The organism is Glutamicibacter sp. NPDC087661, assembly GCF_044743275.1.
Taxonomy (GTDB): Bacteria; Actinomycetota; Actinomycetes; order Actinomycetales; family Micrococcaceae; genus Glutamicibacter.
Genome location: NZ_JBIUWE010000004.1, coordinates 158,180 through 183,899, shown reverse-complemented (window position 1 = coordinate 183,899; position 25,720 = coordinate 158,180). Strand labels below are relative to the sequence as shown.

The 25,720-nt window shown below is 62.6% G+C and carries 21 protein-coding genes and 1 pseudogene; 6 read left to right on the top strand and 16 right to left on the bottom strand.

The window, feature by feature from the left end:
* Positions 1–42: 42 nt before the first annotated feature.
* Positions 43–1,104, bottom strand: coding sequence for a substrate-binding domain-containing protein (locus ACIOTN_RS12325; protein WP_105656529.1), 1,062 nt, complete (start codon positions 1,102–1,104; stop codon positions 43–45).
* A 307-nt stretch (positions 1,105–1,411) separates the two neighbouring features.
* On the opposite strand from ACIOTN_RS12325, the gene ACIOTN_RS12320 reads away from it, so the two are divergent.
* Both ACIOTN_RS12320 and ACIOTN_RS12315 read left to right on the top strand, forming a co-directional pair.
* Positions 1,412–2,296: a sugar phosphate isomerase/epimerase family protein gene (locus tag ACIOTN_RS12320; RefSeq protein WP_402735433.1), complete on the top strand. Its 885-nt coding sequence runs from the start codon at positions 1,412–1,414 to the stop codon at positions 2,294–2,296.
* 28 nt (positions 2,297–2,324) lie between these two features.
* Positions 2,325–3,326, top strand: a complete 1,002-nt coding sequence (locus ACIOTN_RS12315) for a Gfo/Idh/MocA family oxidoreductase (protein ID WP_402735432.1) — start codon at positions 2,325–2,327, stop codon at positions 3,324–3,326.
* Positions 3,327–3,395: 69 nt separating this feature from the next.
* Here the strand turns inward: ACIOTN_RS12315 and ACIOTN_RS12310 are convergent, their stop codons facing one another.
* The 5 genes and pseudogenes from ACIOTN_RS12310 to ACIOTN_RS12290 all read right to left on the bottom strand — a co-directional run bounded on the left by ACIOTN_RS12310 (position 3,396) and on the right by ACIOTN_RS12290 (position 8,881).
* On the bottom strand, positions 3,396–4,289 hold the full coding sequence (locus ACIOTN_RS12310) for an ATP-binding cassette domain-containing protein (RefSeq protein ID WP_105656532.1): 894 nt from the start codon (positions 4,287–4,289) through the stop codon (positions 3,396–3,398).
* A 19-nt stretch (positions 4,290–4,308) separates the two neighbouring features.
* A pseudogene (locus tag ACIOTN_RS12305) lies at positions 4,309–5,373 on the bottom strand (ABC transporter permease).
* A 75-nt stretch (positions 5,374–5,448) separates the two neighbouring features.
* Complete coding sequence (locus ACIOTN_RS12300) at positions 5,449–6,444, bottom strand: substrate-binding domain-containing protein (protein WP_402735431.1); 996 nt, start codon at positions 6,442–6,444, stop codon at positions 5,449–5,451.
* A 209-nt stretch (positions 6,445–6,653) separates the two neighbouring features.
* Positions 6,654–7,667 (bottom strand): LacI family DNA-binding transcriptional regulator, encoded by a 1,014-nt coding sequence (locus ACIOTN_RS12295; RefSeq protein WP_402735430.1) that lies wholly within the window; start codon positions 7,665–7,667, stop codon positions 6,654–6,656.
* A gap of 5 nt (positions 7,668–7,672) precedes the next feature.
* On the bottom strand, positions 7,673–8,881 hold the full coding sequence (locus tag ACIOTN_RS12290) for a Gfo/Idh/MocA family protein (RefSeq protein WP_402735429.1): 1,209 nt from the start codon (positions 8,879–8,881) through the stop codon (positions 7,673–7,675).
* A gap of 360 nt (positions 8,882–9,241) precedes the next feature.
* Here ACIOTN_RS12290 and ACIOTN_RS12285 point away from each other — a divergent pair, with 360 nt between their 5' ends.
* Entirely contained in the window at positions 9,242–9,982 is a 741-nt protein-coding gene (locus ACIOTN_RS12285) for a GntR family transcriptional regulator (protein WP_332486354.1), read from the top strand.
* Between the two features lie 33 nt (positions 9,983–10,015).
* Positions 10,016–10,918, top strand: coding sequence for a 5-deoxy-glucuronate isomerase (gene iolB / locus ACIOTN_RS12280; RefSeq protein WP_402735428.1), 903 nt, complete (start codon positions 10,016–10,018; stop codon positions 10,916–10,918).
* Between the two features lie 92 nt (positions 10,919–11,010).
* Here iolB and ACIOTN_RS12275 read toward each other — a convergent pair whose 3' ends face one another.
* Complete coding sequence (locus ACIOTN_RS12275; protein ID WP_402735427.1) at positions 11,011–11,805, bottom strand: TIM barrel protein; 795 nt, start codon at positions 11,803–11,805, stop codon at positions 11,011–11,013.
* Positions 11,802–12,893 carry a Gfo/Idh/MocA family oxidoreductase gene (locus tag ACIOTN_RS12270; RefSeq protein WP_402735426.1) on the bottom strand — a complete coding sequence of 364 codons (1,092 nt, stop codon included), beginning with the start codon at positions 12,891–12,893 and terminating at the stop codon, positions 11,802–11,804. The genes ACIOTN_RS12275 and ACIOTN_RS12270 overlap by 4 nt, the downstream gene beginning before the upstream one ends.
* A 96-nt stretch (positions 12,894–12,989) precedes the next feature.
* On the opposite strand from ACIOTN_RS12270, the gene ACIOTN_RS12265 reads away from it, so the two are divergent.
* On the top strand, positions 12,990–13,979 hold the full coding sequence (locus tag ACIOTN_RS12265) for a LacI family DNA-binding transcriptional regulator (protein ID WP_402735425.1): 990 nt from the start codon (positions 12,990–12,992) through the stop codon (positions 13,977–13,979).
* Positions 13,980–14,044: 65 nt separating this feature from the next.
* Here ACIOTN_RS12265 and ACIOTN_RS12260 read toward each other — a convergent pair whose 3' ends face one another.
* The 8 genes from ACIOTN_RS12260 to iolC all read right to left on the bottom strand — a co-directional run bounded on the left by ACIOTN_RS12260 (position 14,045) and on the right by iolC (position 24,294).
* Positions 14,045–15,535, bottom strand: a complete 1,491-nt coding sequence (locus ACIOTN_RS12260; protein ID WP_105656542.1) for a sugar porter family MFS transporter — start codon at positions 15,533–15,535, stop codon at positions 14,045–14,047.
* 414 nt (positions 15,536–15,949) lie between these two features.
* Positions 15,950–16,834, bottom strand: a complete 885-nt coding sequence (locus ACIOTN_RS12255) for a sugar phosphate isomerase/epimerase (protein WP_105656543.1) — start codon at positions 16,832–16,834, stop codon at positions 15,950–15,952.
* Between the two features lie 7 nt (positions 16,835–16,841).
* Positions 16,842–17,855 (bottom strand): Gfo/Idh/MocA family protein, encoded by a 1,014-nt coding sequence (locus ACIOTN_RS12250; protein ID WP_402735424.1) that lies wholly within the window; start codon positions 17,853–17,855, stop codon positions 16,842–16,844.
* Positions 17,856–17,897: 42 nt separating this feature from the next.
* Positions 17,898–18,818, bottom strand: a complete 921-nt coding sequence (locus ACIOTN_RS12245; RefSeq protein ID WP_402735423.1) for a sugar phosphate isomerase/epimerase family protein — start codon at positions 18,816–18,818, stop codon at positions 17,898–17,900.
* 30 nt (positions 18,819–18,848) lie between these two features.
* On the bottom strand, positions 18,849–20,363 hold the full coding sequence (locus ACIOTN_RS12240) for a CoA-acylating methylmalonate-semialdehyde dehydrogenase (protein WP_402735422.1): 1,515 nt from the start codon (positions 20,361–20,363) through the stop codon (positions 18,849–18,851).
* Positions 20,364–20,407: 44 nt separating this feature from the next.
* Complete coding sequence (gene iolD, locus ACIOTN_RS12235; RefSeq protein WP_402735494.1) at positions 20,408–22,339, bottom strand: 3D-(3,5/4)-trihydroxycyclohexane-1,2-dione acylhydrolase (decyclizing); 1,932 nt, start codon at positions 22,337–22,339, stop codon at positions 20,408–20,410.
* A gap of 30 nt (positions 22,340–22,369) precedes the next feature.
* Positions 22,370–23,299: a deoxyribose-phosphate aldolase gene (locus ACIOTN_RS12230; protein WP_105656548.1), complete on the bottom strand. Its 930-nt coding sequence runs from the start codon at positions 23,297–23,299 to the stop codon at positions 22,370–22,372.
* A 2-nt stretch (positions 23,300–23,301) separates the two neighbouring features.
* Positions 23,302–24,294: a 5-dehydro-2-deoxygluconokinase gene (gene iolC, locus ACIOTN_RS12225; protein WP_105656549.1), complete on the bottom strand. Its 993-nt coding sequence runs from the start codon at positions 24,292–24,294 to the stop codon at positions 23,302–23,304.
* 338 nt (positions 24,295–24,632) lie between these two features.
* On the opposite strand from iolC, the gene ACIOTN_RS12220 reads away from it, so the two are divergent.
* Positions 24,633–25,640, top strand: coding sequence for a LacI family DNA-binding transcriptional regulator (locus ACIOTN_RS12220; RefSeq protein ID WP_402735421.1), 1,008 nt, complete (start codon positions 24,633–24,635; stop codon positions 25,638–25,640).
* The last annotated feature ends 80 nt before the right edge of the window (positions 25,641–25,720 follow it).

Genomic DNA, 25,720 nt, shown 5'->3' with positions numbered 1-25,720 from the left:
TCCGCAATACCGGATCCCGGACTCGGGGAATGAAGCGCTTGGCTAGCGGGCGTTGGGCGGTGCGGTACTCGCCCGGATTACCAGCGTTGGCGCAATCACTTTCGGGACCCTGTCAGCCGTGGCGCCTTCCAGCAATTCCATCAGCGCAGCATGGCCGACATCGCGGAAAGGCTGGCGAACCGTGGTCAGCGAAGGGATCAGGAAATTGGAGATTTGCAGGTCGTCGAAACCGATAACCGAAACGTCATTGGGCACTTCCAGCCCGGCTTCCCAGAAAGCACGCAGAACACCGGTGGCAAGGTAATCATTCGCTGCGAATACTGCCGTAACTTCGCCGGCGCGTATCGGGTCAACCAGACGCTGGCCTGCCTCATAGCCGCTCTGGGCCTGCCAGGATTCAGCTGGCACCTCAACAATCGGGGCCTTGGCTTCCAGCATTTTTTCCCGCCAGCCGATCTGCCGTTCGGTGGCGTCGAACCAGCCGGTCGGCCCGGACACGTGGACGATCTTGCGGTGCCCCAGGGCCAGAAGATGACCAGTGGCCAAGCGCGCGCCTTCACGCTGGTCGATGTACACGTAATGCGCCGGATCCGCGTCGGGAACCTCGGTGCGAGCGGCCACGACCACCACTGGAATCGTCAGCGCAGCATCATCCAGGGCATCGATCACCTTTTCGAAGGGCGCAACCATCACCACGCCATCAACGCCCTGGTCCACCAGGTGGCTGAGGGCTTCGCTCGCGCTGTGCGCGTCATAGCGATCCAGTGCGGTAACGGTCACGAAATATCCCTGCGCACGGGCAGCGGCCTCGATGGCCAGCACGGTGGATTGAGGTCCGAAGAATTCGCTGCCGATGGTCAGAATGCCGATAGTGCTCGAGTGCGATGTGGCCAGTGCCCGCGCGGCTCGGTTGCGGCGATAACCCAGCTGACGGATGGCATCCAGCACCTGGTCGCGGGTTCCCGCCCTGACGTTTGGATGGTCGTTGAGCACGCGGGAAACCGTCTGATGGGACACCCCAGCCAAGGCCGCCACATCCGCCATCGACGGGGGCCGGTTTCCTGGGCGCCCTTCACCGGGCTGAGCAATGTTCACAACGGTCATTATTGCAAACACCTTCGAAACAGCCACTGTCGCGGGCGAATATCCGGTCAATCAGCGAGCCGGATTACTGTATTCCCTTGAAGGTATATAACGCACTTTCGCCTTGAACCATTGAAAAACCGGTGATGAACAGACGTATCCTGCACTCGCAGACCAGCCTAGCGGCGGCTCGGAAAAAACTCATGGAGAATATGCCCGGGCGTATTACTTTCCGGGGAGCAGTGGGCATATGATCTTGGAAGCACCTTTGTACTGACAACTGTACATTTCGTTTCCACGCATGCATTCCACACGCCAAGGAGGACCAATGGCAAAACTGTCCATGAATGTCACAACAAGTTTTTACGGGAATGTTGCCACCGACATTGCAACGGCACGGTCGGCCGGATTCGGCGGCATCGAGTTGCAAAGCCCGAAACTCTATCGCTATCTTGATGCCGGCTTTTCTGTGCACACGCTTCCAGAAATGCTCACGGGCCTTGAAGTGACAGGAATCGGCGCAGTCCTTGACCTTGAACGCCAAGGCACCGCACGTGATGACATGCTCCGGGAAGTCAGGCGGATGGCCGAAATCGCCACAGTGGTCGGCGCACCGATCCTGCAAATGTGCACCGGGCCAGTGGACTGGAATGTGGTCAAGGATTTCAAGTCCGGAAAACTCGCAGCATCTGATGATCGCTACCGCGGGACACTCGGTCTTTCGGAACCGGAGGCCATGGCCATTGCCGCCGATAATGTATCTGCTGCCGCCGGGATCGCCGCAGAGCACGGGCTGGAGATCTACGTGGAACCGCTGGCTTGGTCGAATATCAATCGGTGTCGACAAGCCCTGGAAATTATTGAGCGTTGCGGTCGCGAGAACGTCGGCATCGCCTTGGACACCTGGCATTTCTGGACCGTCGGGGACACCTTGGAAGAAGTGGCCGCGTTGCCCAAGGAACTGATCAAGGCGGCCCATATTTCCGACGGGTTGGATCTGGATCGGCGCCATGAGGTTCCGGCCCAGGACGTGCACCGCAATGTCGTCATCGGCGGTGGCGCCATCCCATTGCAGCAGTGGGTGGACGCGATCAAGTCCACCGGCTATGACGGCTGGTGGGTTTCCGAGATGTTCTCTGACCGCGCCAATGAGCACGACTTCCACAAGGTTGCCAGCACCATGCGCAATCTTCTGGACATCATGGTCTCCTGACTTCAACCAACTTCACGAGGTGCCTTCAATGCAAAGATTCGCCCTGATCGGCGCCGGCTTCATCGGCTCGGTGCATGCACACAACTTGGCCGCACACCCGGAGATCGACTTTAAACTGGTCTACGACATTGACCCTCAGCGAGCTGCTGCTCTGGCCTCGCGACATGGCGCCAAGGCAGCAGCAACGCTCGACCAGATTTTCGGCAATGACGGCCTGGACGCAGTGTTCATCGCGTCATCAACGGATTCCCACGCCCAGAACCTCCGCCTTGCAGCCGATGCGCGCCTGGCGGCTCTCGTCGAAAAGCCAATCGACCTCGACTTGGAAACGGCAAAAGCGACGGTAGCCTACGTTGAACGTTCAGGAATCAAGGCCATGGTCAATTTCAACCGGCGCTTCGATCGCGCTCACGCAGAGCTCAAGGAGCTCGTGCACTCCGGGCGAATCGGCGATCTGGCTTTGCTCCAGTTGACTTCGCGTGGCCCGGCATTGCCACCACTGGCTTACCTGAAAAATTCTGGCGGCCAGTTCCGCGATCAAGCCGTGCACTTCTATGATTTGGCACGCTGGATATCAGGCCAGGATCCCCTGCAGGTGCACGCCTTCGGCTCGGCCCTGGCCGCCCCGGAGATTGCGGAATTTGGCGATGTGGACACTTCGATCAGTTCGCTGCAGTTCCCTAGTGGAGCGATGGCCCAAATAGATTGTGTGCGCCATACGAATTACGGCTATGACGAACGCATCGAAGCGCTGGGGTCTGAAGCCATGGCCGCATCTGAACGGCAACCCTCGGGGCACGTCAGCCTGTTCCAGGGGCAGCACGCGCAATCCCACGGGCTGCACGGCAACTGGTTCGACAGGGTCCAGCCAACCTATGCCGCCAGCTTGGGAGCCTTCGTTCAGGCACTGGACGAAGACCGGGAAGTACCTGTCACGTTGCGTGAGGGGCTCAAATCCCAGGCCATCGCCCAGGCCGCGGTGCGTTCCATCGCTACTGGCCATAGTGAAATGATTGACTACTCGCTCTAAGCACTGGGACAGCTAAGGCCTGGGCTTCTTCACCATCGCGAAGAAGCCCAGGCTTTAGTTGCGGTTGGGTCAGGCTGTTGCTTGAGAGTTCGCGCCCGCCTCTGCCTCTGCCAGCTCTTCATCATGTCCACCAAGCTGTTCAAGCTCATGAGCCAGTTCAGCGAGTTCAGCGCCACCGGCCATCTGGGCGGTCAGCTCTTCGACGGTGATTTCCGACTTCGAGTAGTACCCGATGGAGCGGCCGCGTTTCAGCAACAGGAACGAGTCCCCTACCGGATACGCGTGATGCGGGTTGTGCGTAATGAAGATGACACCCAACCCGCGGTCGCGCGCCTGGAGGATGTAGCGCAGCACCACGCCGGACTGCTTGACGCCCAAGGCGGCGGTGGGCTCATCGAGGATCAGGACCTTGGCTCCGAAATATACCGCGCGGGCGATGGCTACGCACTGGCGTTCACCGCCGGACAGCTGGCCGATCGGCTGCTCGACGTCACGCAGATCAATGCCCATGTCGGAGAGTTCCTGCTTGGTGATGTCCTTCATTTTCTGCACGTCAAGCTTCTTGAACGGCCCAACCCCGGTGGTCAGTTCCGAGCCGAGGAAGAAGTTGCGCCAGATCGGCATCAAAGGAACGACCGCCAGGTCCTGGTACACCGCGGCGATGCCGGCATCCAGTGCGACGCGGGGACTCTTGAGCTTGATGGCCGAGCCATGCAAACTGAACTCTCCTTCATCGTGCTGGTGCAAGCCGGCGATGATCTTGATCAGCGTGGACTTGCCGGCGCCGTTATCCCCGAGAACGCAGGTGACCTTGCCCGGATCCACCACCATGTCGACACCGCGCAGGGCGATGATGCTTCCGTAGTGCTTGCCAACTCCCTTGAGGGTCAGCAGGTTGTCGCTGATCTTGGGCTCGAGCTTCTCGAGCAGGTCTTCGGTCTTCTTATTCTTGCGAGTCTTCATGATTTTTGTCCTTGGCTTCCTACTTGCTGGATTCCGCACGCTTTTTCACCACGATGTTGACCACCGTAGCCAAGAGCAGCATCAGGCCAAGGAAGAACTTGAACCAGTCCGGATTCCATTCCGCGTACACGATGCCCTTGTTCGCCATGCCGAAAATGAACGCCCCTATAGCGCCGCCAATGGCTGAACCGTAACCGCCGGTGAGCAGGCAGCCGCCGATGACCGCGGCAATGATGTAGAGGAATTCATTGCCGATGCCTTCGCCGGACTGCACCGAGTCAAAGGCGAAGAGGTTGTGCATGCCCAGCACCCAGCCGCAGAATCCAACGGCCATGAAGAGTCCGATCTTGGTGCGGACCACTGGAACGCCGACGGCGCGAGCGGCCTTCTCATCCCCGCCTACGGCGAAGATCCAGTTCCCGATCTTGGTTCGGAGCAAGATTCAGGAAGCGATGATCACCATGGCGATCCAGATGAACACGGTGATCTTGACGTCGATCCCGGCGATATTGACTGAAGAGGCAAAGACCGCCTTTGCGCTCTGGAATCCTTCAATATCCGCAATAGATGGAGAGGACACCGAGCCGCCAATGGCTCGCGTCAGGCCCAGATTCAGGCCGGTGAGCATCAAGAAACTGGCCAGCGTCACGATGAAGGATGGCAGCTTGGTCTTGATCAGGATGATTCCGTTGATGAAACCGATCAGCAGCGAGACGACCAGGGCCAAGGCAATGCCGACCCAGACGTTGAGACCGAAGTACCAGGAGATCATCGATGCACTGAGCGCCGAAGAAATGACGGCCACACCGGTGGATAGGTCGAACTCGCCACCGATCATCAGCAGTGACACGCCAACGGCCATGATGCCGATGGTCGAAGCCCCATAGAGGACGGTGGCCAAGGATGCGGGAGCCAGGAAGACCGGAGCGACGACGGCGAAGAATACGAAGAGGGCGATGGCGCCCACGAGAGCACCGATCTCCGGACGGCCCAGAAGGATAGACAATGCGCTTTTCTTGCCGACGCGCTCGTCCAGAGCCGGAGATTTTCTCTTTTGAGAGGGTGAAGCTGTTATAGATGACATGGGATTTCCTCCGTGTCCAGGCTGCGCGCCGGATCGCCGCTACCGGCAGATCAGGCGCGCGCCGAGGGGATGTGGCTAGCGGACGCCTTCTTGGGCGAAACTGGTAATTTGCTCAGCGACGGCTTTGTCTACAACAGCCGGGCCGGTCAACGTCGCCTGTCCACCGCCGATGGTGAAGCCGCCACGGTTGTTCTGCCACAGCGCATCAACTGCCATGTAGCCCTGCAACCAAGGCTGCTGGTCAACGGTGAACATCACATTGCCCTTGGTGATTTCTTCAACCAACTGCGAGTTCATGTCGAAGGAAGCTACCTCGAGCTCGGACTTCGCCGTGGCTTTAGCCTTGAGCAGTGTCATCGTGATGGGTGCGCCCAGGCCGATGATCGCGTCGGCTTGCTTATCGGCTTGGAGCTTTGCGGTTGCCGTTGATTCAACCTGGGTCATGTCAGTGCCCTGCACGTAGAGTATTTCGGTGTCTGGGACGATTTTCTTCACGCCGGCGCAACGTGCTTCAAGCCCAACGTGCCCCTGTTCCTGGATGACGCATATCGGCTTCTTGATTCCCGCCTCCTTCAGCTTTTCGCCAGCGGCCTGGCCTGCAAGCTGCTCATTGGAACCGAAGTGGGCAAATGCTCCGAGATCCTTGAATCGGGCTTCACCGGCATTCAAGCTGACAATGGGGATCCCGGCATCGGCAGCCTTGCCTAGCGCTCCAGCCATGGCGTCGGGCTTGGCCAGGGTCACGGCGATGCCGTCGACGCCCTGGTCAATAGCCTGCTCGATCAGCTGGGACTGGCGTCCGCCATCAGGATCACTCAGGTACTGGAGTTCTACGTTGTCCTTGGCCGAAGCTTCTTCAGCGCCCTTTCTAAGAATGTCCCAGAAGGTATCTCCTGGAGCCGCGTGGGTGATGACCGCGATTTTGATGCGGTCAGTAGCCGCCACCGCACCGCCACCGGCATTGCTTTCCGGTTCCGGTGCACGCCCGCCAGTGGACGAGCAAGCCGCCAGCCCCAATGCTGGAATGATGGCGAGCGTGATTGCGAGTTTGCGCCAAATTGGCTTTCCCATATTCGTTTCCCCTTCAGGAATCCCCGGCGCACCCCGATTGTCCCCTGGGGCGGGCCGCCTTAACAAGATGTTCCGTGACTTGAATCACAAGATGCCTAAAGTGTGCGTGACGAAAAGCGATCCGTCAAGACTTTGTTAAGACATAAGGATGTGAAGACGAGTAATTTGCCGACCTTGACAAGCACGGCGAAACGCCGCTTTCACAGGGTTCAACGGTGCAGCTGCGACGAGGAGCGCACGATAAGCCGCGGTGGAATCATCAACTGACGTGCAAATTTTCCTTCCGGATTCCGCATCAATTGGAGCAGCAGCCGCACGCTGCTGCGACCGAGATCTTCCGAATCCGAGCCGATGCTGGTCAGCGAAATTCTTCCCAGCGACGATAGGGAAATATTGTCGTAGCCAGTCACCGCCGCAGACACGCCAGCCTCATCCAGAGCCTGCAGCGCCCCAATGGCGGAAAGATCATTGAAACAAGCCAGCGATTCAGGCCGTGCCCCCGAGGCCAGCAACCGCGCTACGGCTTCATGCCCGGCCTGAATCGTTGGCCCGGCTTCCACCACCTGTACATGCTGGCGCAAGCCATGGCGCAGCATCGCCCGATGATAGGCAGCTTCGCGCATCGCAGAAACCGGACCAGCGCCACCGGCTATATGGGTAATCCGCGCATTTCCGCGATCGACCAAGTGGTCAATCACCAAACCGAAGCCCTGCTCATCATCAACCGAAACCGCGCCAGTGCCTGATTGGGCCTGGCGCCCGCCGCCAACAAATACCGCGGGAGTCTCACCCAAGGCGGCTTCGAAGCTGACGGCGTCATCGGCTGATCCGACGATGAGAATTCCACTGACCCGCAAATCGCGCAAAGTCTGCAATTCCGCAGGCCCAACGCCCTGCCCGTCGTGGATCGCGGCCGCGCTGAACAGCACGTCAAGTCCTGCTGCTTGCAACTGTTCGCGCACCACTTCCGCGACGCTCAGAACCCAGGGATTATGCAGTTCCCCCAGGACAACGCCAATGGCATGCCGGTTCTCGGCCGAAAGCGAGCGCGCTGCCAGGTTGGGCTGATAGCCCAACTCGCGGATGGAGTCCTCGACCAGCGAACGCCGCATCGAACTGACCTTGCTAGGATCCGAGAGCACCAGGGAGACCAAGGATTTTGAGACCCCGGCATGCTTGGCGACGTCCCGGATCGTGGGGCGGCGGCGCGACGAGTCAGGCATGGCGGTCAGTATTGCACACTCGCAGCGCGCACAGGCTCATCCAGCGCCTGCCACGTGCCGCTTGCGGCAGATGCTTCGGCCGCTTCGACCACTGCGGCTGCGGCCACCGCATCGGCGATGGTGGAGTTCGTTTTCTCTCCACCGGCGACAGCCAGCAGGAACTTCTTGGCCTCGATGGTCTTGAGGTCGTCAAAGCCCATCGCGTTCCCTGGGCCTGGCTGGAACCGGGAGTATTCGCCATGCTTTGGCGAGCCGATCACCGTCGTGAATCCCTGCTCTTCATTGTCTCGACCGAGCACGACTTCCAGTTCATTCATGCGTTCAAAATCCCACTTGACCGAACCTTCCGTGCCGTAGATTTCCAGTCGGTAACCGCACTGCGGTCCCACAGCCACCCGGGATGCCTCGATAGTTCCGATCGCGCGGTCCGCCACGCCTTCTGGGCTGAAACGCACCAACGCTGCGGCGTAGTCCTCATTCTCGACCTCACCTTGCTCACCGCCTTCGATCAGGTCGAAATGCGTGCCCTGGCCCATGGATAGTTTCGGCCGGGACGGGATCATGACATTGGTGGATGCGGAAATGCCCTGGATGGGGCCGACAACATGGCTGCATAGATCAGCTGCATGGCTGAACAGGTCAGCAAGCACCCCGCTGCCGGCCAGCTCCCGGTTGAAGCGCCACGATAAAGCGGCCCGGGGGTCTGCCGCATATCCGGCAAGGAAGCTGGCGCGGACATTCGCGATGGATCCCAGCCGGCCTTCTTGCACCAGCTGGCGGGCGCGTGCGATAGCTGGCGCATGCCGGTAGTTGAACCCGACCGAGGTGACCACGCCATTGCGGATGGCGGCTTGCTCGATAGCCTGCGTTTCGGCCAGGCTTCGGCCGGCGGGCTTTTCGATCCAGAAGTGCTTGCCGGCCTCCGCTGCGGCGATCGCCATGTCGGCGTGCAGGAAGTTCGGAGCGCAAATCGAGACGACATCCACCTCGGGATCGGCTAGCACCTGGTGGTAGTCCAGTGTTCCGCGCTCGAAGCCCAGTGTTGAGATCGCGAAGTCGACTCGCGACTGCTCGGTGTCCGCGGCTATGACCAGTCTTGGCTTGATGCCCAGCTCTGGATAAGCATAGGGCACCGAACTGTAGGCGCGAGCGTGCAGCTTGCCCATCCATCCCACCGAGATCAGCCCCACGCCGATGCTGCGCTGTTCATTCATGATGTTCTCCTGTCTGCGGCGTTTAACGCCGTGATTCCCTGTGGCCGCCGCGGCTCGCCTCAAGTCTTGGACCGTTCCAAAAAACCATATGTGCCACTGGAATCCTCGGGCAATGGAATCTGCCGAATTTCTTATCTGGACAATTGGACAATCCAACCTGTTGTCCAATTCCCCTTGTCGGACCTCATGTCTGACTCGAACCCCGCGGCTGGCAACGCCGCCGGGGATCACCAACTTGCGTGGAGAATGCTTTGGAATGATTGGATTTCCAGCCAAAGGATGCCCAAATCGTGAACTTTCATATATAGTTTGTCCTGTCAAAGCGACATATCATGACAAAGTCGCCGGCAAGGAGCAACTGTGAGCACACCACTGAGCATCAAGATCGACCGATCTTCGCCCATTCCCCTTTACCACCAGGTAGCGCAAGGCATCGAAGGCGCGATCCGCGACGGTTCGCTGGCCTCGGGCACTCGACTGGAAAATGAAATCGAGCTGGCCCAGCGGCTGCGGCTTTCACGGCCCACCATTCGCAAGGCCATGGATGACCTAGTCCAGTCCGGCCTGCTGGTGCGCAAGCGCGGTGTGGGAACGCAGGTTGTTTCCAGCCAGATCCGCCGGCATCTTGAGCTGTCCAGCCTGAATGACGACCTTGAGCGCGCCGGGAAGAAGCCTTCTACCACCCTGCTCAGCTTCGAGCACATTCCCGCTCCGCCGGAGATCCAGGATCTTCTTTCGTTGCCCAAGGACGTCTCTGTCTACCACTTCACCCGGCTGCGTTCTGCCGGAGGCAGCCCGCTGGCCCTCATGGAGAACTGGGTTCGCGACGACATTGTCGAGCTGGACGAAAAGTCCTTGCAGGCCCATGGCCTCTACGAGCTCCTGCGCGAAGCAGGGGTGAACTTCCGCCTGGCCCAGCAGCGCATCGGGGCCACGACTGCAGATGAAGCCCAGGCCAAGACCTTGGACGCAGCGGCCGGTTCAGCCCTGGTGACCATGCAGCGCACCGCGGTGGATGACACTGGGCGCAACGTGGAAACCGGCTCCCATGTTTATCGAGCAGACGCCTACAGTTTTGAAATGACCTTGGTGCAACGCTAGGCACCTGTCCCCTGCCGTCGAAAGGATCGACTGATGACCGATTGGATTTACCCTGCAGGTTCGGCCGCTAACGGAGAATGGAGCATCTCGCTCGGTGCCCATGACTCAGCCGTTTCCATAGACGGCTGGGCACACACCGGTCTCAAGGTAGCTGAGCTGGCCCCTGGCCAAACAGTTGAACTGGAGGCCTGCGGCGAAGAGCGGATCGTGGTCCCGCTCAGCGGCGAATCATTCACTGTCGCCATGGCAGGAACAGAACACGTTCTCAGGGGTCGCGAATCAGTCTTTGCTGGACCTGCTGATGTCCTCTACACCGGCATCAACACGGCGTTGTCCATCAGCTCCGCCAAAGGGGGCCGGGTCGCCGTCGCACTGGCCCCGGCCAAGCAGTCCTACCCGACCCGGCTGATCAGGGCAGAAGAGACCCCTGTGGAGCTGCGCGGCGCAGGAAACTGCTCCCGCCAGGTCCACAACTTCGGCACCCCGGCCGCCCTGGAAGCGGACCGATTCATCGTCTGCGAAGTCATCACTCCGGCGGGCAACTGGTCTTCCTACCCTCCGCATAAGCATGATCAGGAGAAGGAAGGCGAAACCAGCCTCGAGGAAATCTACTACTTCGAGACGCAGCTAGCCCAGGGCATGCCCGCCGAGGCGGCAAGCGATCCCATCGGCTACGCGCGCGTTTATGCCTCGGATGAACGCCCCATCGACGTTAATGCCGAAGTCCGCACCGGGGACGTTGTCCTGGTCCCCTACGGCTGGCATGGCCCGGCCATGGCTGGGCCGGGATACGACCTCTACTACCTGAACGTCATGGCCGGCCCGGGGCGGGTGCGCGATTGGCTGATCAGCGATGATCCCCACCACGGCTGGATCCGCCAGACTTGGGATTCGCAGAGCATGGATTCGCGCTTGCCTTTCGGCGCTGGCGCGTAGCTTCTCGGAACGCACGCCAAGTGGCGGCAGCAGGTTTTCCTGCTGCCGCCACTGGGCTTTAGACTCTCATTCCGATGCTCGGTGCATGATGGCTAGCGCGCCACGGGCTTGGACAGCGGTGAAAACGCCTGGGCAAAGGCCGCGATGGCTCCTTCGGAATCTGCGCTGGCGTAGGCCTCCATGCCGATCGGGCCAGAATAACCCAGCTCGGCCAGCACACGGGCGACGGCCAGATAGTTGATCTCCCCGGTGCCCGGCTCGCACCGTCCGGGTACGTCTGCGACCTGGATTTCCCCAATGTGCGGAAGCGCCGAGCGCACCAGTTCGATGAGGTTCCCCTCGCCAATTTGGGCGTGGTACAGGTCCAGCATCATCTTCACGTTCGGGTGCCCGACGGCCTTGACCAGGGACATCGTGTCCTTGGCGCGTCCCAGCGGGATTCCAGGGTGATCCAGGATCGTGTTCAGGTTCTCCAGCATGAAGGTGACCTGGTGCTCTTCGCCGATGCGGCCCAGTGCTTCCAGCGTTCGCGCTGCGGTGAGCCACATCTCTCCGGTAGCCCGGAATTGCGGGCTGGCCGCCTGCCCGTCAACGAGCTGGGCCGGATGCACAACTAGCCGGTGGATGCCCAGCTGCTGGGCTGCCGGGATCAATTCCTTGGCGGTGCGAACAACTTCTGCCGCGCTGTCCGGATCGCAGAGGCTGCCTGCGCTGTAGCCTGTCATGGAGCCGAAACGGGCGCCGGTGGCCGCCAATGCCGGCACGTCCTTGCCCCGGATATCCCAGAGTTCTATTTCAAAGCCGGCCTCGTCCAGGCGCTTCACCCGGTCGATCAGCGGAAGGTCCAGGAAGACCGTTTCGGCACAGACCGCCAGTTGCCCGTTCATGGGTTCACCGCAAGGCGGGTGGCGGATTCCAACTTGACCGGCAGCCCGGATTCTGCGGATTCCAAGGCCGCCAGTGCGATGCGCAGGGCTGCGCGGGCGTCGGCGCCGGTGGGGACCGCCAGGGCCGCATCAGCCGTATCCTCGCGCAAGCCCCGGATCTTGCGGGCGAAGACCGAGAGCTGCTCGCGGTAGGCCTGGGCGAATAGCTCGATGTTCAACCGTTCGGTTGGCGCATGCGCTCCCTGGCTGTCGAAGCTGGCCGCGGCCAGCTGCACCGGATTGCCTGCCTGCACCATGCCCTTTGAACCGAAGACTTCTCCGCGCACGTCATAGCCGTAGCTGGCCGAGAAGTTCGCCTCGGCCACGGCGATTGCCCCATTGGAGTAGCGCAGGCTCACCACGGCGGTATCCAGCAAACCGGAGCCCCGGTGCTCAGGGGCCACCAGCGCATCGGACATGACGTGGACTTCCACTGCTTCGGCTCCCGGGTTCAACCAGTTCAGGGTGTCAAAATCGTGGATCAGGGTTTCAGTGAAAATGACGTGGGAACGGATCTTTGCCGCGTTGGGCAGCCCGCCGGCCACTTCTGGATCCCGGGTCAGCGAGCGCAGCAGTTGCGGGGTGCCAATAACTCCGGAATGCACCTGTTCCGCCACAACGGCGAAGTCCCGGGAGAAGCGCCGGTTGAAACCGATCTGCAGCAGCACCCCGGAAGCCTCCACGGCGTCAAGCGCGGCGTCCAAGTCCGACAACGCGTGCGCTGCCGGCTTTTCGCAGAAGATGTGCTTTCCGGCTGCGGCGGCTTGGGCGATCAAGCTAGCATGGAAGCTCGAAGGCGCCCCGATAACCACGGCGTCCACGCTGTCGTCGGCCAGCACGTCGGCGATGTCTTCGGTGTAGTTCGGGCAACCAAGCTCAGCGGCCAGTTCAGCGGCCCGGCCCGGCGCGGGGTCCGCTATGACATGCAATTGCGCATCCCGCAGATGCTGCGCCACAGTGCGGGCGTGGAATGCTCCGATCCACCCGGTACCGATAACGGCCAGGCGCAGCGGCTTTACTGAAGTTTCTGGCAGGGTCTGGTAAGCCATGAAGTCTCTCCTAGAACGTTCTAGATTTAGTGTTCAGGAAAATCATGGCACACTGGATAGCAACTGTCTATAACGTTCTAGAAGAAAGTTCCGCCCATGCCGACACCCCCTGCAAAACGCCCCACACTGGCCGACGTCGCCCGCGCCTCTGGGGTCTCGGTAGCGCTGGCCTCGATTGTCATGCGCGATGCCGAGGGTGCCAGCGAAGAATCCCGGTCCCGAGTCAAGCAGGCGGCCGCGGAGTTGGGTTACCGCCCGGATTCGCGCGCGCGGTCGCTGCGCAGCAGCCGCAGCCGGACCATCGGTCTGGCCCTGGCGCTGGGAGAACCGTTGCATGCAGAATTGGCCGATGCCCTGTACGAGCAGGCAGACCAGAACGGCTTCGAGATCATCCTGGGCGCTACCGGCAGGCACCGCGATGAACGCCGAGTGCTCAATACGCTGATCGATGCGGGAGTCGAAGCGGTGATTGGCCTGTTCCCGGAACTTCCGCCGGCTCAACTGGTCCACGCCTCCAAGCAGCTTCCCATAATCAGCCTGCTGCGCACGATTGACGGCATCCCATCAGTCATTACCAACGAAGCTGCCGGCGTTGAACAAGCCGTCAGCCACGTGGCCCAGCTCGGCCACACACGGCTGCTGCATCTGGATGGCGGAACTGCCATCGCGGCGCAACAGCGGCGCGATGCCTTTGCCGAATCCGCCGCCCGCGCCAACGCGCACGGCCAAGTGCTCCCAGCTGGCCCCGATGACGCCACCGCTTTCACGGTCCTGCGCGAATACCTGGAAGCGACTACCCCAGCCGAACGCGCCACAGCGGTACTGGCCTTCAATGACCGTGCGGCGCTCGGCGCCCGCCAAGCAATCGACCTTGCCGGCCTGCATGTTCCCGAGCAGATCTGCCTGGTCGGCTATGACGACAGTGAATTCGCCAGGCTGGCGCACGCCGATCTGACCAGCGTTCGGCAAGATGTCGCGGCACTGGCCCAAGCCGCCATGCACGCGGCCCTGAACGCCCCGGGCGCTTCCAGCACCCATGCCCCGCAGCTGGTAGTGCGAGGCAGCACGGCAAGGCCCCGGGCATAGCAGCGAGGCCAGCCCCTTGCCATGCGGCGGGGGCTGGGCTTGCCAGCTCAGCGATGCGCCGGGATTCAGGCGTTGACCACAGGCTTGACGTGGTAGATCGCTCCGGTGGAAACATCCTCTTCCAGCGCTTCCAGCGAGCGTCCACGGGTTTCAGGCACCTGAGTGGCTACGAAGAACAGTGCCAGCACACCGATGCCAGCGAAGATGAAGAAGGATCCGGTAATCCCGATCCCGGAGACCAGCGACGGGAAGAACAGTGCCAGCACGCCGTTGGTCGTCCAGCCGAAGAATACCGAGATGCCAATGCCCAGTCCGCGCATATGCAGCGGGAAGATTTCAGCCAGCCATACCCAGACGGCCACGTTCAGGAATGTCTGCATGGACATCACGAAGGCAACCACCAGGATCAGGATCACCACTGGCCGGATCGGGCTGCCAACTGGCAGCAGCATGCCCGCGATAGCCACCAGCAAGTGGCAGGTGGTGGTCAGCGACAGGCCAATCAGGAACGTCTTGCGGCGGTCCATGCGGTCCATGTTGCGCAGGGCGATAATTCCGCCAATGACAGCAACCACGCCAAAGGCGATATTCGCCAGTACTGCCTGCTGCTCTGACATCCCGGATTCTTCCAGCACGCGCGTGCCGTAGTACATGATCGAGTTGATGCCCGTGAGCTGCTGAGTCATGGAAACGCCGATGCCGATGGCGATGATGCGCATCAGCCATTTGTTCTTCAGCACCGCTTTGATGCCCACCGGCTTGTTAGCCAGCTTTTCCTCGTCGGCGACAATCTCGATCTCGTGGACTTCGGCCAGTGCGCGTTCAGGCGAGCGCACGGTCTTGAGCACCCGCAACGCCTCGGCATAGCGGCGCTTTTCCACGAGCCAGCGAGGGGATTCAGGCATGCGCAGCATGCCGAAGAACAACGCCAATGCCGGCAAGGCGCAAATCGCGAACATGATACGCCAGATGCCATCCACGGTCCCGCCCAGAACGGTTCCAATGATCGCGTTCATGACGAAGGCGGCCAGCTGGCCCGAGACGATGGCCAACTCATTGCGGCCGGTGATCGAGCCGCGAATTTCATACGGTGCCAGTTCAGCCAGGTATACCGGTACGACCGTAGATGCGCCGCCGACGGCCAATCCGAGCATGATGCGTCCGGCAATCAGCACGCTGTAGCCAAAGGGCGAGAACGTTCCCAGTTCCGGTCCAGCAGGCGAAAAGACAACCAGCAGGCTTCCCGCGAAGAAGAGGACTGCCAGCATGATGATGGTTTTCCGCCGGCCCCACACGTCAGCGATCTGCCCACCGACCAGTGCGCCAATTGCGGCGGCGAAGACCAGCGAGCTGATCACCACGCCAATCTGCAGGAGATTCAGGCCCAGCTCGGCGGCCATCGGGCCTTCAGCACCGTTGGCAACACCTGTGTCATAGCCGAAAAGCAGACCGCCGAAACAGGCAACGATGGAGATTAAACCGAGACGTTTTGCATGGGGGCCCGGACTAAGGGGCGGCAGACTCGACTCTGCAGAAGCACTCTGCGCACTGGACATGGGGACTCCTTTGGATTGCCCGGGTGGAAGCGTGGCTGGCCTGCGGCCATCCATCGGATCAACTGCGATCCGGCTTCCTCCACTCGGTGCGGCGGGGGCCATTGAGCATTATTCCGGCCCCGTCGATAATTGAAAGTGATGGGCTTCACAGCCCTTATGTAAGGACAATACGTCATCAGTGTTTTCTGGGCAAGCATTCTTGGACATTTTGTCCTGGCGGATACTGCTTTTTGGACTGCCGCAGCCTCCCGGTCCGCCACTTCCCGGGACCATGCCCACAGATCATCACGGCATTTTGCGGCTCTTGCTGGATCCGCCTTCTGCGCAGGATGGCCCCTGGCAGGACGACGAAAGCCGAACCCTTGCGGATTCGGCTTTCGTCATGTTGCAATTCGGCTCGGGAAGCCGGTTTGGCTAGGCGCGCACGGCACGGGCAGCGTCAACGCGGCTGCGCATCTGCTCCAACTGGTACTTGGCGACTGCTACGGCGTTCTCGTTCTCGGCAAAAACGCAGGAGACCATCACGCTGTCCTGGCGGTCGGCAAATCCGTTGGCCACGAGGCCGGAGAAGAATTCGTCCCAGTTCACGTCGCCATCGCCAAGCTTCAGATGCTGGTGCACGCGCACCGCATTGCCCGGCGGGTTGGTGATGTAGCGCAACCCGTGCGAGGCATGATGGTTCATGGTGTCCGCCACGTGCACCACGCGCAGCCGCTCTCCCACTGCCTGCATGATATCCAGCGGCTTGTCCTTCATGTGGAAGGAATGCGAAGCAACGTAGACGAAGGACAGATTCGGCGAGTTCACCCCGCGGATCACCCGCCAAGCGGCCAGGCCTTCTTCGACAAAATCATCCGGATGCGGGTCAATGGCCACATTGATGCCCTCGCGCTCAATGATTGGCACGAGCTCTTCCATGGAGCGGTAGAATGCCGCCTCGGACTCCTCGGCGCGTTCCGGCCGCCCGGAGAATTCAGTGTTCATCTGGTTCACGCCGAGATCCACGGCAATCTGGATGGCGCGCTTCCAGTAGCGCACCGCGGCCTGGCGCAAATTCTCATCGGGCGAGGCCCAGCGCAGTACCGGTAGCACCGAAGCGATCTCCACCCCGGAAGCCCGGCAACGGGCCGCGAGCTGCGCGACCAGGTCATCGTCGGCCTTGGGGTGGGTGAAGAACGGAATCATGTCCGCATGCGGTGTCAGCTGGATGCTGTCATAGCCCAGCTCCGCTGCCAGTTCCGGGAACTGGAGCAGCGAATGGGTGGAATGGAACGGGGTCGGGTCCAGTGCGTATTTCATGATGCCCTTAGCTGTATAGATCCGGCTTGCTGTTCAGCTTGACTGCCACCTTTTCGCCGGTGCGCTGGGCCTCGACTCCAGCCTCGCAGCAGGCCGCAGTGGCGTAGCCGTCCCAGGCGCTGGGCCCGCCCAATTCGCCTCGCAGCGCGGCGTCCACCCAGGACTGGATTTCGGTATCGTAGGCGGCGCCGAAACGCTCCTCGAAGCCGGGGGTGACCTTGCCGCCCCACTGCCCGGCGGTACGCACATACGGTCCAGCGTCATTGCCGATGGACACGATGCCCTCCTCGAAGGAAGCCTGGGTCGCCACCTCATAGCCGAACTTCGCGTTGACGTAGATCTCCACGTCGGCGAGCACTCCGGTCGAGGTTTCCAGCAGCACGTGCTGGGGGTCGTGCTGGCCGTTGGGAGCATTGCGGGTGGCTTTGCCCAAGCGCACCTGCACCGAGGTGATCTCGTCACCGGTGAAGTAGCGGATGGCGTCGAATTCGTGGACCACCGAGTCGTTGATCAGCATCTCATTGGTGAAGCCCTCCGGGGTGGAGGGGTTGCGGTGCTGGTGGTGCAGCACCAGCAGTTCGCCCAGGCTCTCGTCCTCGATCAGCTGGCGCAGCTGCTTGTACTCGGCGTCGAAGCGGCGCATGAAGCCCACCTGGATGCGCTGGCGTCCCAGCTTCGCCTCGGCCTCGACGATTTCCCATGAGGATGCGGCATCCGGGGTCAGCGGCTTTTCGCACAATACCGGGATATCCGCTTCCAGCACCTTCTGCAGTGCATCGTGGTGCAGGAAGCCCGGGGTGGCGAGCAGGACCGCGTTCACGTCTCCGCCGGCGAGCGCGGAGTCCAGATCGGTGTAGCCCTTGGCGCCGGGAATGCCCACAATGGCGGCGTTGACCCGGTCCAGGTCGATGTCGACCACGGCAGCTACTTCGGCACCGGAAATACGGTGGTGGATTCGCTGGATATGGTCAGCGCCCATGCGTCCGGCTCCAACGACGGCAACGCGCAGGATATCTGGCACGATATGTCCTTTCAAGAAATTTTTGGCTAGGTTCAGTCTGGCTTAAACGTGCGTGCGGGAGACGCAGCTGTGCAGATAGCTGCGCGTGCGCGTGGCAATCGGCAGCGGCACCGAGAAGTCGGCCACCGGATACATGTCCTGCTCCACAATGCCGAAGATCGGACGGCCCAGCTTCTCTACTTCCTGCAGGACCTCGTTGAGGTCGGGCAGGCCCGATGGCGGTTCGCACATGACCCCGGACAGGTTGGCGGCAGCCCAGGTCATATCCTTTTCACGCACGGTGGCCAGGATGTCCGGGTTGATCTGCTTCAGGTGCAGGTAGCCGATGCGTTCCGGAAAGCGGCGGATCAAATCCACGCTGGAGGCTCCGCCGTATTCGGCGTGGCCGGTATCCAGGCACAGGGTGGTGAACTGCGGGTCGGTGACTTCGAGGAACTTCTCGATGTCGCTCTGGCCGCAGACGTGGGAGTCCGCGTGGGAGTGGAACTGCTGCTTGAGGCCGAATTCCTCCTGCAGAATCTTGCCCAGGCGGTCATGGCCCTTGGCCAGCGAGTCCCAGCCCTCGGCTTCCAGAACGCCTGGTTCCAGCGCCTGGCCGGTGACGTCGTCGCGCCACATGGCAGGGATCACCACAATATGCTCGCCTCCCATGGCGGCGGTCAGCTCGGCCACCTTGCGGGCTGGCTCCCAGGCTTCTTCCCAGGCGCTGGCGCTGCCGTCGATGCCGCGGTGGAAGGCGGTGAAGACGGTGCCGGCGCAGACGTTCAGGTCACGGGCGGTCAGCTCGTCGGCCAGCTGCGCGGGGTCGGTGGGCAGGTACCCGTAGGGACCCAGTTCGATGGTCTTGTAGCCGGCTTCAGCCACTTCGTCGAGGAAGCGCTGCCAGGGTGTCTGCTGGGGATCATCGGGAAACCAGACTCCCCAGGAGTCGGGGGCAGTCCCAATGGTGATGTTCTGTGCCATGGTGCGTACCTTATCTTCTGTTCAAGGTGCCTAGTTGGAGGGGAAGTTGAAGGTGGCGGCCGTGCCCTGGGCCGGCTCCGGCCAGCGCTGCGTGATGGCCTTGCCCCGGGTGTAGAAGCGCACGCCGTCCGGGCCGTAGATGTGGTGCTCGCCGAACAGCGAGTCCTTCCAGCCTCCGAAGGAGTGCCAGGCAACCGGCACCGGCAGCGGCACGTTGACCCCGACCATGCCTACCTGGATGCGGCGGGTGTAGGTGCGGGCGTGGGCGCCGGAGGAGGTGAAGATGGCCGTGCCGTTGCCGTAGGGGTTCGCGTTGACCACTTCGATGGCTTCTTCCAGGCTGTCTACGCGCAGCACCACCAGTACCGGGCCGAAGATCTCCTCGGTGTAGGCGCTCATCTCGCGGCTGACCTTGTCGATGATGGTCGGGCCGACAAAGAACCCGTTCTCGTGGTCCTTGACCACCAGGTCGCGTCCGTCGATGACCAGCGCGGCGCCAGCTTCCTGCGCCTCGCCAACGATCTTCTGCAGGCGGGACTTCGAGGCCGGGGTGATCACCGGTCCCATATCCGCCGTCTCATCGAAGCCGTCCGAGACGTTGACGTTGCGGGCATGCTCGGCGAGCTTGTCCACCAGGCCGTCGGCGGCATCGCCCACGGCGACGGCCACGGAGATGGCCATGCAGCGCTGGCCCGCGGAGCCGAAAGCGGCGGCGTTGATGTGGTCGGCGGCCAAGTCCATATCGGCATCGGGCATGATCACCGCGTGGTTCTTCGCTCCGCCCAGGGCCTGCACGCGCTTGCCGTGCTTGGTGGCGGTTTCGTGCACGTACTTGGCGACCGGAGTGGAACCGACAAAGGAGATGCCATCCACATCCGGGTGGGTGAGCAGCCCGTCCACGGTTTCCTTGCCGCCGTGCAGCACCTGGAAAACGCCGTCGGGCAGGCCGGCTTCCTTGAACAGCTCGGCGATCAGCAAGGCGGCCGAAGGGTCGCGCTCGGAAGGCTTGAGGATGAAGGCGTTGCCGGTGGCAATGGCCACCGGTGCCATCCACAGCGGCACCATCACCGGGAAGTTGAACGGGGTGATGCCGGCGACCACGCCCAGCGGCTGGCGGAAGGAGAACACGTCGATGCCGGTGGAGACCTGGTCGGAGTATTCGCCCTTCAGCGACTGGGAGATGCCGCAGGCATACTCCACCACTTCGATGCCGCGGCTGATCTCGCCGGCGGCGTCGGAGAGGACCTTGCCGTGCTCGGAGGTGACGATGCGGGCCAGCTCGCCGGTGTGCTCGGTGAGCAGCTGCTGGAAGCGGAAGAGGATCTTGCTGCGCTTGGCGATCGATACTTCGCCCCAGGTTTCGGAGGCGGCCTTGGCCACGGCCACGGCCTGCTGCAGGTCCTCGTCGCTGGCCAGGTGCAGCTGGCCGGTGATTTCGCCGGTCGCAGGGTTGTAGACCGGCTGGGTGGCGGTGCCGGTGCCGGCGCTGGGCTTGCCGTTGATGTAGTGCAGGATTTCGGTGACTTCGGTAGCGGTAGCAGTCATGGGTTCACGTCTTTCGGTATTCGAGTTGGTCTGGTGCGGTGCGCCTAGCCCAGCAGGGGCTTCTGGCGGGATTTGTGCTCGGCGTAGGTCTTGCGGGCCTGGGTGGTGGAGTCCAGCTCGGCGACCTCGCTGACCGGCACATCCCACCAGGACTCGCTGGAGGGAGCATCGGCGTAGAGGTCGGATTCGATGTGGATCAGGATCGGCCCCGAACCCTCGGGCGCGGCCTTGGCCTGGGCGATGGCCGCCGAGAGCTCATCGATGGCTTGGGGCCCGGGCTCGATCCGGATGACCTTCACGCCCAGCGACTCGGCGTTGGCAGCCAGGTCCACTGGCAAGGTCGCACCATCATCGAAGCTGTGGCGCTGGGCATCGAGCGTGCGGTACTTGGTGCCGAAACGCTGGGAGCCCAGTGATTCGGACAGGGCTCCGATGGAGGCGTAGCCATGGTTCTGTATCAGCACGGTGATCAGCTTCAGGCCTTCGGCCACGGCGGTGACCAGCTCGGTGTGCATCATCAGGTAGGAGCCGTCACCCACCATCACCACGACGTCGCGGGGCTCTTCGGAGCCTCGCGCGGTTTCAGCAAGGGCGGCGCGCTTGATGCCCAGCCCGCCGGCGATCTCGTATCCCATGCAGGAGAAGCCGTATTCCACGTGGTAGCCGAACGGGTCGGAGACCCGCCACATCTTGTGCAGGTCCCCGGGCAGCGAGCCGGCGGCGCAGACCACCACATCGCGCGGATCCATGGCCTGGTTCACCGCTCCGATGATGGCGTTCTGGCTGACCAGCGGGCTCAGCCGCTCGGCGAAGGCCGCATCAACGGTCGCGTCCCAGCGCTGCTTCTCGGTGGCGGCCTGGACTTCCAGGGCTCCCTCGACCCGGTATCCGGTCAGCGCCTCGCGCAGCGCGATCAGCGCCTTGCGGGCATCGGCGACCACCGGCAGCACGGTGCCGTGCTTGTAGGCGTCCAGCGCGGCGACGTTGATGTTCACGAACTTCACGTCCGGGTTCTGGAATGCGGTGCGGCTGGCGGTGGTGAAGTCCTCATAGCGGGTGCCGATGCCGATGACCAGATCCGCCTGCTCGGCCAGCGCATTGGCCGCGGTGGTGCCGGTGGAGCCAATGGCGCCCAGGGAGTACTCGGAATCCCACGGCAGCACGCCCACCCCGGCCTGGGTATTGCCCACGGGAATGCCGGTGGCTTCGCAGAAGGCGGCCAGCTCCTCGGTGGCGTAGGCGTACAGCACGCCGCCGCCTGCGACGATCAATGGGCGCTTGGCTTTGCGGATCATCGCCGCGGCGGCCGCGATGTCCTCGGATTCCGGTGCCGGGCGGCGGATCTTCCACTCGCGCTCGGCAAAGAGCTCTTCCGGGAAGTCGAAGGCCTCGGCCTGCACGTCCTGCGGCAAGGAGATGGTCACCGCTCCGGTTTCGGCGGGGTCGGTGAGCACCCGCATCCCGTGGTGCAAGGCACTGGCCAGCTGCTCGGGTCGCGTGACCCGGTCGAAGTACTTGGACAGCGGGCGGAAGGCGTCGTTGACGGTGATGTCGTAGCCGTGCGGCATTTCCAGCTGCTGGAGCACCGGGTCCGCGGCGCGGGTGGCGAAGGTGTCCGAAGGCAGCAGCAGCACCGGCAGGCGGTTGGCGGTGGCCAGTGCCGCACCGGTGAGCAAGTTGGAGGACCCGGGGCCGATGGAGGTGGAGACCGCGTAGGTGGCGCGCCGGCGGGTGTGCCGCGCGTAGGCGACGGCCTGGTGCGACTGGGCCTGCTCATTGCGGCCCTGGTAGTACGGCATGAGGCTCGGGTCCTTGGCCTGCCACTGCTTCAGCGCCTGGCCCACCCCGGCAACATTCCCGTGGCCGAAAATCCCGAACATGCCCGGAATCAGCCGTTCGCGGTAGTGCGTGCCGCCGATGGAATCCACCGTGTACTGGCGGCCCAGGAATTCCACGACCGCCTGGGCAACGGTCATTGTGCGTGTAGTCATCGAGCTTCGTCCTTCTCAGCTGCGTACGGTTGCGGTGGTGTCCAGTAGCGATGCGGCGGTTGCCACGGCGGCGGCCACATCCCCGTCCTCGGGATACAGCAGGGTCCGGCCTACGGTCAGCCCCTGCACCGAAGGCAGGGCCAGCGCCGCCTGCCACGAGGCGAAGACCTCGTCGGGACTGCCCGATGGATCCCCGCCGAGCAGGACCGTGGGCAGGGTGGTCGCGGCCATGACCCGTTCCATCTCCTGGACCACGGGAATCTTCAGCCAGGTGTAGGCGCTGGTTTCGCCCAGTCCCGAGGCGATGCCCATGGACTTGATCACTGCCTCCGGGCGCAGGTCGTTGACTACCTTGCCCTCGGCCCGCTTGGAGATGAACGGCTCGACCATGGCCACCAGCTGGTGCCGGGCCAGATCCGACACGGCGTCGGCGGTAGCGGCCAGGGTTTTCACGGTGTCCGGATCCTCGTAGCTGATCCGGGTGAGCATCTTGCCGCCGTCGGCGCCCAGGGCAGCCAGGGCGGCCGCGCTGTGCCCGGTAAAGCGGTCGTCGATCTCGTTGACCAAGCCGGTGAGCCCGCCGCGGTTCATCGATCCGAAGACCAGCTTGCCTTCCAGCGCGCCCAGCAGCAGCAGGTCATCGAGGATATCGGGTGAGGCCAGCACCCCGTCGCAGGCGGGGTTCTGCAAGGCGATCTGCAGCCGGTCCAGCAGCTGGCGGCGATCGGCCATGGCCGTGGCGCGCTTGCCCACGGACAGGGCGCCGCGGGCCGGGTGGTCGGCGGCGATGATGAAGTTCTGCCGTCCCAGCACCGGGCCGGCGTGCTTCCGGCGCAGCGAAGCGGCGCGCTGCACCGAGGCCGGGTCTTCCAGCCGCTGGCGGGTGATGGATTCGTAGCGGCGCGGGTCTTCCCGGTCCACTGGCAGCTCTGATGCCTGTTTCATTTCTAGACCAGGTCTTTCTGGGAGTCGGGGACGGTGCGGCCGCGCTCGGCCAGCAGGGCATTGACTTCTTCCGGGTCCGGCATGGCGTCGGAGCAGGCAACCTTCGAGGCCACAATGGCTCCGGCGGCATTGGCGTAGTCAAGCACCTGTTCCAGCGGCCAGCCGGAGAGCAGTCCGTGGCAGAAGGCGCCGCCGAAGGAATCTCCGGCACCCAGTCCGTTAGCGGTCTGCACCGGGACCGGCGCGGAAACCACGCGCTCGGTGCGGGTTTTGGCCATGACCCCTTCGGGGCCGAGCTTGACCACGGCAATCTGCACTCCGGCCTCCAGCAGGCGGTCGGCCTGCTCATCCGGGGTGCCTTCGCCGACGGCTACCGAGCATTCGGTGTCGTTGCCGATGGCCACGGTGGCCGATGGCAGGGCACGCGCTACCTGTTCGCGGGCCTGTTCCACGGAGTCCCAGAACATCGGGCGGTAGTCCAAATCCAGAATGGTGAACTGTCCCTGGGCCAGGGAATCTGCTGGGCGGGCGGCATAGGCCGCCAATTGCGCGGTGCGCGAAGGTTCGCGGCTCAAGCCGGTGACGGTGCTCCAGAAGATCCTGGAGTCCTTGACGGCTTGGAGGTCGATGTCGCTGCTGTCGATGTTCCAGTCCGGCGCCATCGGGAAGCGTCCGTAGAAGTACAGCGGGAAGTCGTCCGGCGGCATGATGGCGCAGAAGGTGACCGGCGTCTGCAACGTGGCGTCGCGGGCTACCTGGGTGCGGTCCACGCCGAAGCGGTCCAATTCGCGTTCCAGGAATGTGCCGAAGTCGTCGTCGCCGATTTTGGTGATCACACCGGCTGCTCGGCCGTGCCGGGCTGCCGCCACGGCGACGTTGGTGGCGGAGCCGCCGAGGTACTTGCTGAATGTGTTCACATCCGCGAGGGAAACGCCGATGTCATTCGGATACACGTCGACGCTGATGCGTCCGAGGGTGAGTACGTCGTAAGTCACGCAGATCGACGTCCTTTCGAGTCAGAAGTTCAGGGATCGGCCAACTGCCGAAGATGTGAACGGTGCCACAAGAAATACTTTGCACCATGAATTCGGCACTGTCAAAGGTTTGTACTGACATATTTACAACATGAGTAACATGATGTGGACAAATCCGCGGAATTCCGGGGTTTTCCATCTGTTTCGGACGTTGAAAATAAAAAAATTTCCGCATGCCATGTCCTGGCTTCATGGCGTGGCCCGCGAAGTTCGACGCGTCGAAACCGTCCCGCACGGCCGTGCGCTCGAGCAAAACGCTAGGCTCTTAACGAGAACAACCGACACCCCCAGGAGGAACTGTGGCCGCAGCACGCCGTCGAGCGACCATCTACGACGTTGCCCAGGCCGCAGGTGTTTCCAAGTCGCTGGTGTCCCTGGTGCTGCGCGGCTCCCCCAGCGTCTCGGAAGCACGTCGCGCGGCAGTACTGGCCGCCATCAAGGAACTGGATTACCGCCCCAGCCAGGCCGCCACGGCACTTGCCGGCGGCACGAGCCAGACAGTCGGCGTAGTCATCGACGACTACACCAACGTCTGGTTCGTGGAACTTCTTCGCGGGCTCCAAGAAGGACTGGCAAGCGCAGGATTGCGCATCGCAGTTTCCGACCGGGCACTCAACACCCACGTCGAGTCGGACCCGCTCGATGGATTCCTCAGCACCCGGGTAGAGGCTTTGGTACTGGCCACCGAACCGACTCCTGCCATGCGCTTTTCAGCGCAGGTTCCGGTCATTGTGGCCGGCAATCGCGCCACCCAGGTTCGCGGCGCGGACATTTCTTCCAGTGACGACAGGGTCGGGGCACGCCAAGCCATCGAGTACCTGGTTTCGCTGGGCCACCGGAATATTGGCCACATCGCCGGTGGCGGCGGAGCCTCGATGCTGCGCCTGGCCGGGTACCAGGAGGCAATGAAGGCCGCGGGACTCGAAGAGCGCATCGTTTCGGTCAGCGAACTGACCACCGAAGACACCGGCTACCAGTGCGCACGGCAGCTTTTGGGCGAAGCCCCGGAAACAACGGCCATCTTGGCCGGCAACGACTCAATGGCCATGGGAGCCATGGCAGCCGCCCGGGAAGCCGGCCTGTCGACACCTGGGGATTTGTCAATCATCGGCTACGACAACTCGCCGCTCTCCGGCACCCACCTGCTGCGCCTGACAACCGTGGATAGCCGCAACCACGAGCTTGGATTGCACGTGGCCCAGCAGGTGCTCTCCCGGCTCGCCAATCCCGAACGCGAAGCCCAGCGCGTGCTGATGGAGCCGCTGCTCATCGAGCGCGGCACCTGCGCGGCACCACGCCGGCCCTGATTCCCTCCAGTTCCAAACCTTCTCCTGCAGACCCCTTGACCGCGATCTGAAATAGGTTCTAGACTCTTTTGGAGCGCTCC

Bases quoted from the DNA above. Each gene is read 5' to 3' on its own strand.
- ACIOTN_RS12325 (WP_105656529.1), bottom strand. From the start codon at position 1,104: ATGACCGTTGTGAACATTGCTCAGCCCGGTGAAGGGCGCCCAGGAAAC.
- ACIOTN_RS12320 (WP_402735433.1), top strand. From the start codon at position 1,412: ATGGCAAAACTGTCCATGAATGTCACAACAAGTTTTTACGGGAATGTT.
- ACIOTN_RS12315 (WP_402735432.1), top strand. From the start codon at position 2,325: ATGCAAAGATTCGCCCTGATCGGCGCCGGCTTCATCGGCTCGGTGCAT.
- ACIOTN_RS12310 (WP_105656532.1), bottom strand. From the start codon at position 4,289: ATGAAGACTCGCAAGAATAAGAAGACCGAAGACCTGCTCGAGAAGCTC.
- ACIOTN_RS12300 (WP_402735431.1), bottom strand. From the start codon at position 6,444: ATGGGAAAGCCAATTTGGCGCAAACTCGCAATCACGCTCGCCATCATT.
- ACIOTN_RS12295 (WP_402735430.1), bottom strand. From the start codon at position 7,667: ATGCCTGACTCGTCGCGCCGCCGCCCCACGATCCGGGACGTCGCCAAG.
- ACIOTN_RS12290 (WP_402735429.1), bottom strand. From the start codon at position 8,881: ATGAATGAACAGCGCAGCATCGGCGTGGGGCTGATCTCGGTGGGATGG.
- iolB (WP_402735428.1), top strand. From the start codon at position 10,016: ATGACCGATTGGATTTACCCTGCAGGTTCGGCCGCTAACGGAGAATGG.
- ACIOTN_RS12275 (WP_402735427.1), bottom strand. From the start codon at position 11,805: ATGAACGGGCAACTGGCGGTCTGTGCCGAAACGGTCTTCCTGGACCTT.
- ACIOTN_RS12270 (WP_402735426.1), bottom strand. From the start codon at position 12,893: ATGGCTTACCAGACCCTGCCAGAAACTTCAGTAAAGCCGCTGCGCCTG.
- ACIOTN_RS12265 (WP_402735425.1), top strand. From the start codon at position 12,990: ATGCCGACACCCCCTGCAAAACGCCCCACACTGGCCGACGTCGCCCGC.
- ACIOTN_RS12260 (WP_105656542.1), bottom strand. From the start codon at position 15,535: ATGTCCAGTGCGCAGAGTGCTTCTGCAGAGTCGAGTCTGCCGCCCCTT.
- ACIOTN_RS12255 (WP_105656543.1), bottom strand. From the start codon at position 16,834: ATGAAATACGCACTGGACCCGACCCCGTTCCATTCCACCCATTCGCTG.
- ACIOTN_RS12245 (WP_402735423.1), bottom strand. From the start codon at position 18,818: ATGGCACAGAACATCACCATTGGGACTGCCCCCGACTCCTGGGGAGTC.
- ACIOTN_RS12240 (WP_402735422.1), bottom strand. From the start codon at position 20,363: ATGACTGCTACCGCTACCGAAGTCACCGAAATCCTGCACTACATCAAC.
- iolD (WP_402735494.1), bottom strand. From the start codon at position 22,339: ATGACCGTTGCCCAGGCGGTCGTGGAATTCCTGGGCCGCCAGTACACG.
- ACIOTN_RS12230 (WP_105656548.1), bottom strand. From the start codon at position 23,299: ATGAAACAGGCATCAGAGCTGCCAGTGGACCGGGAAGACCCGCGCCGC.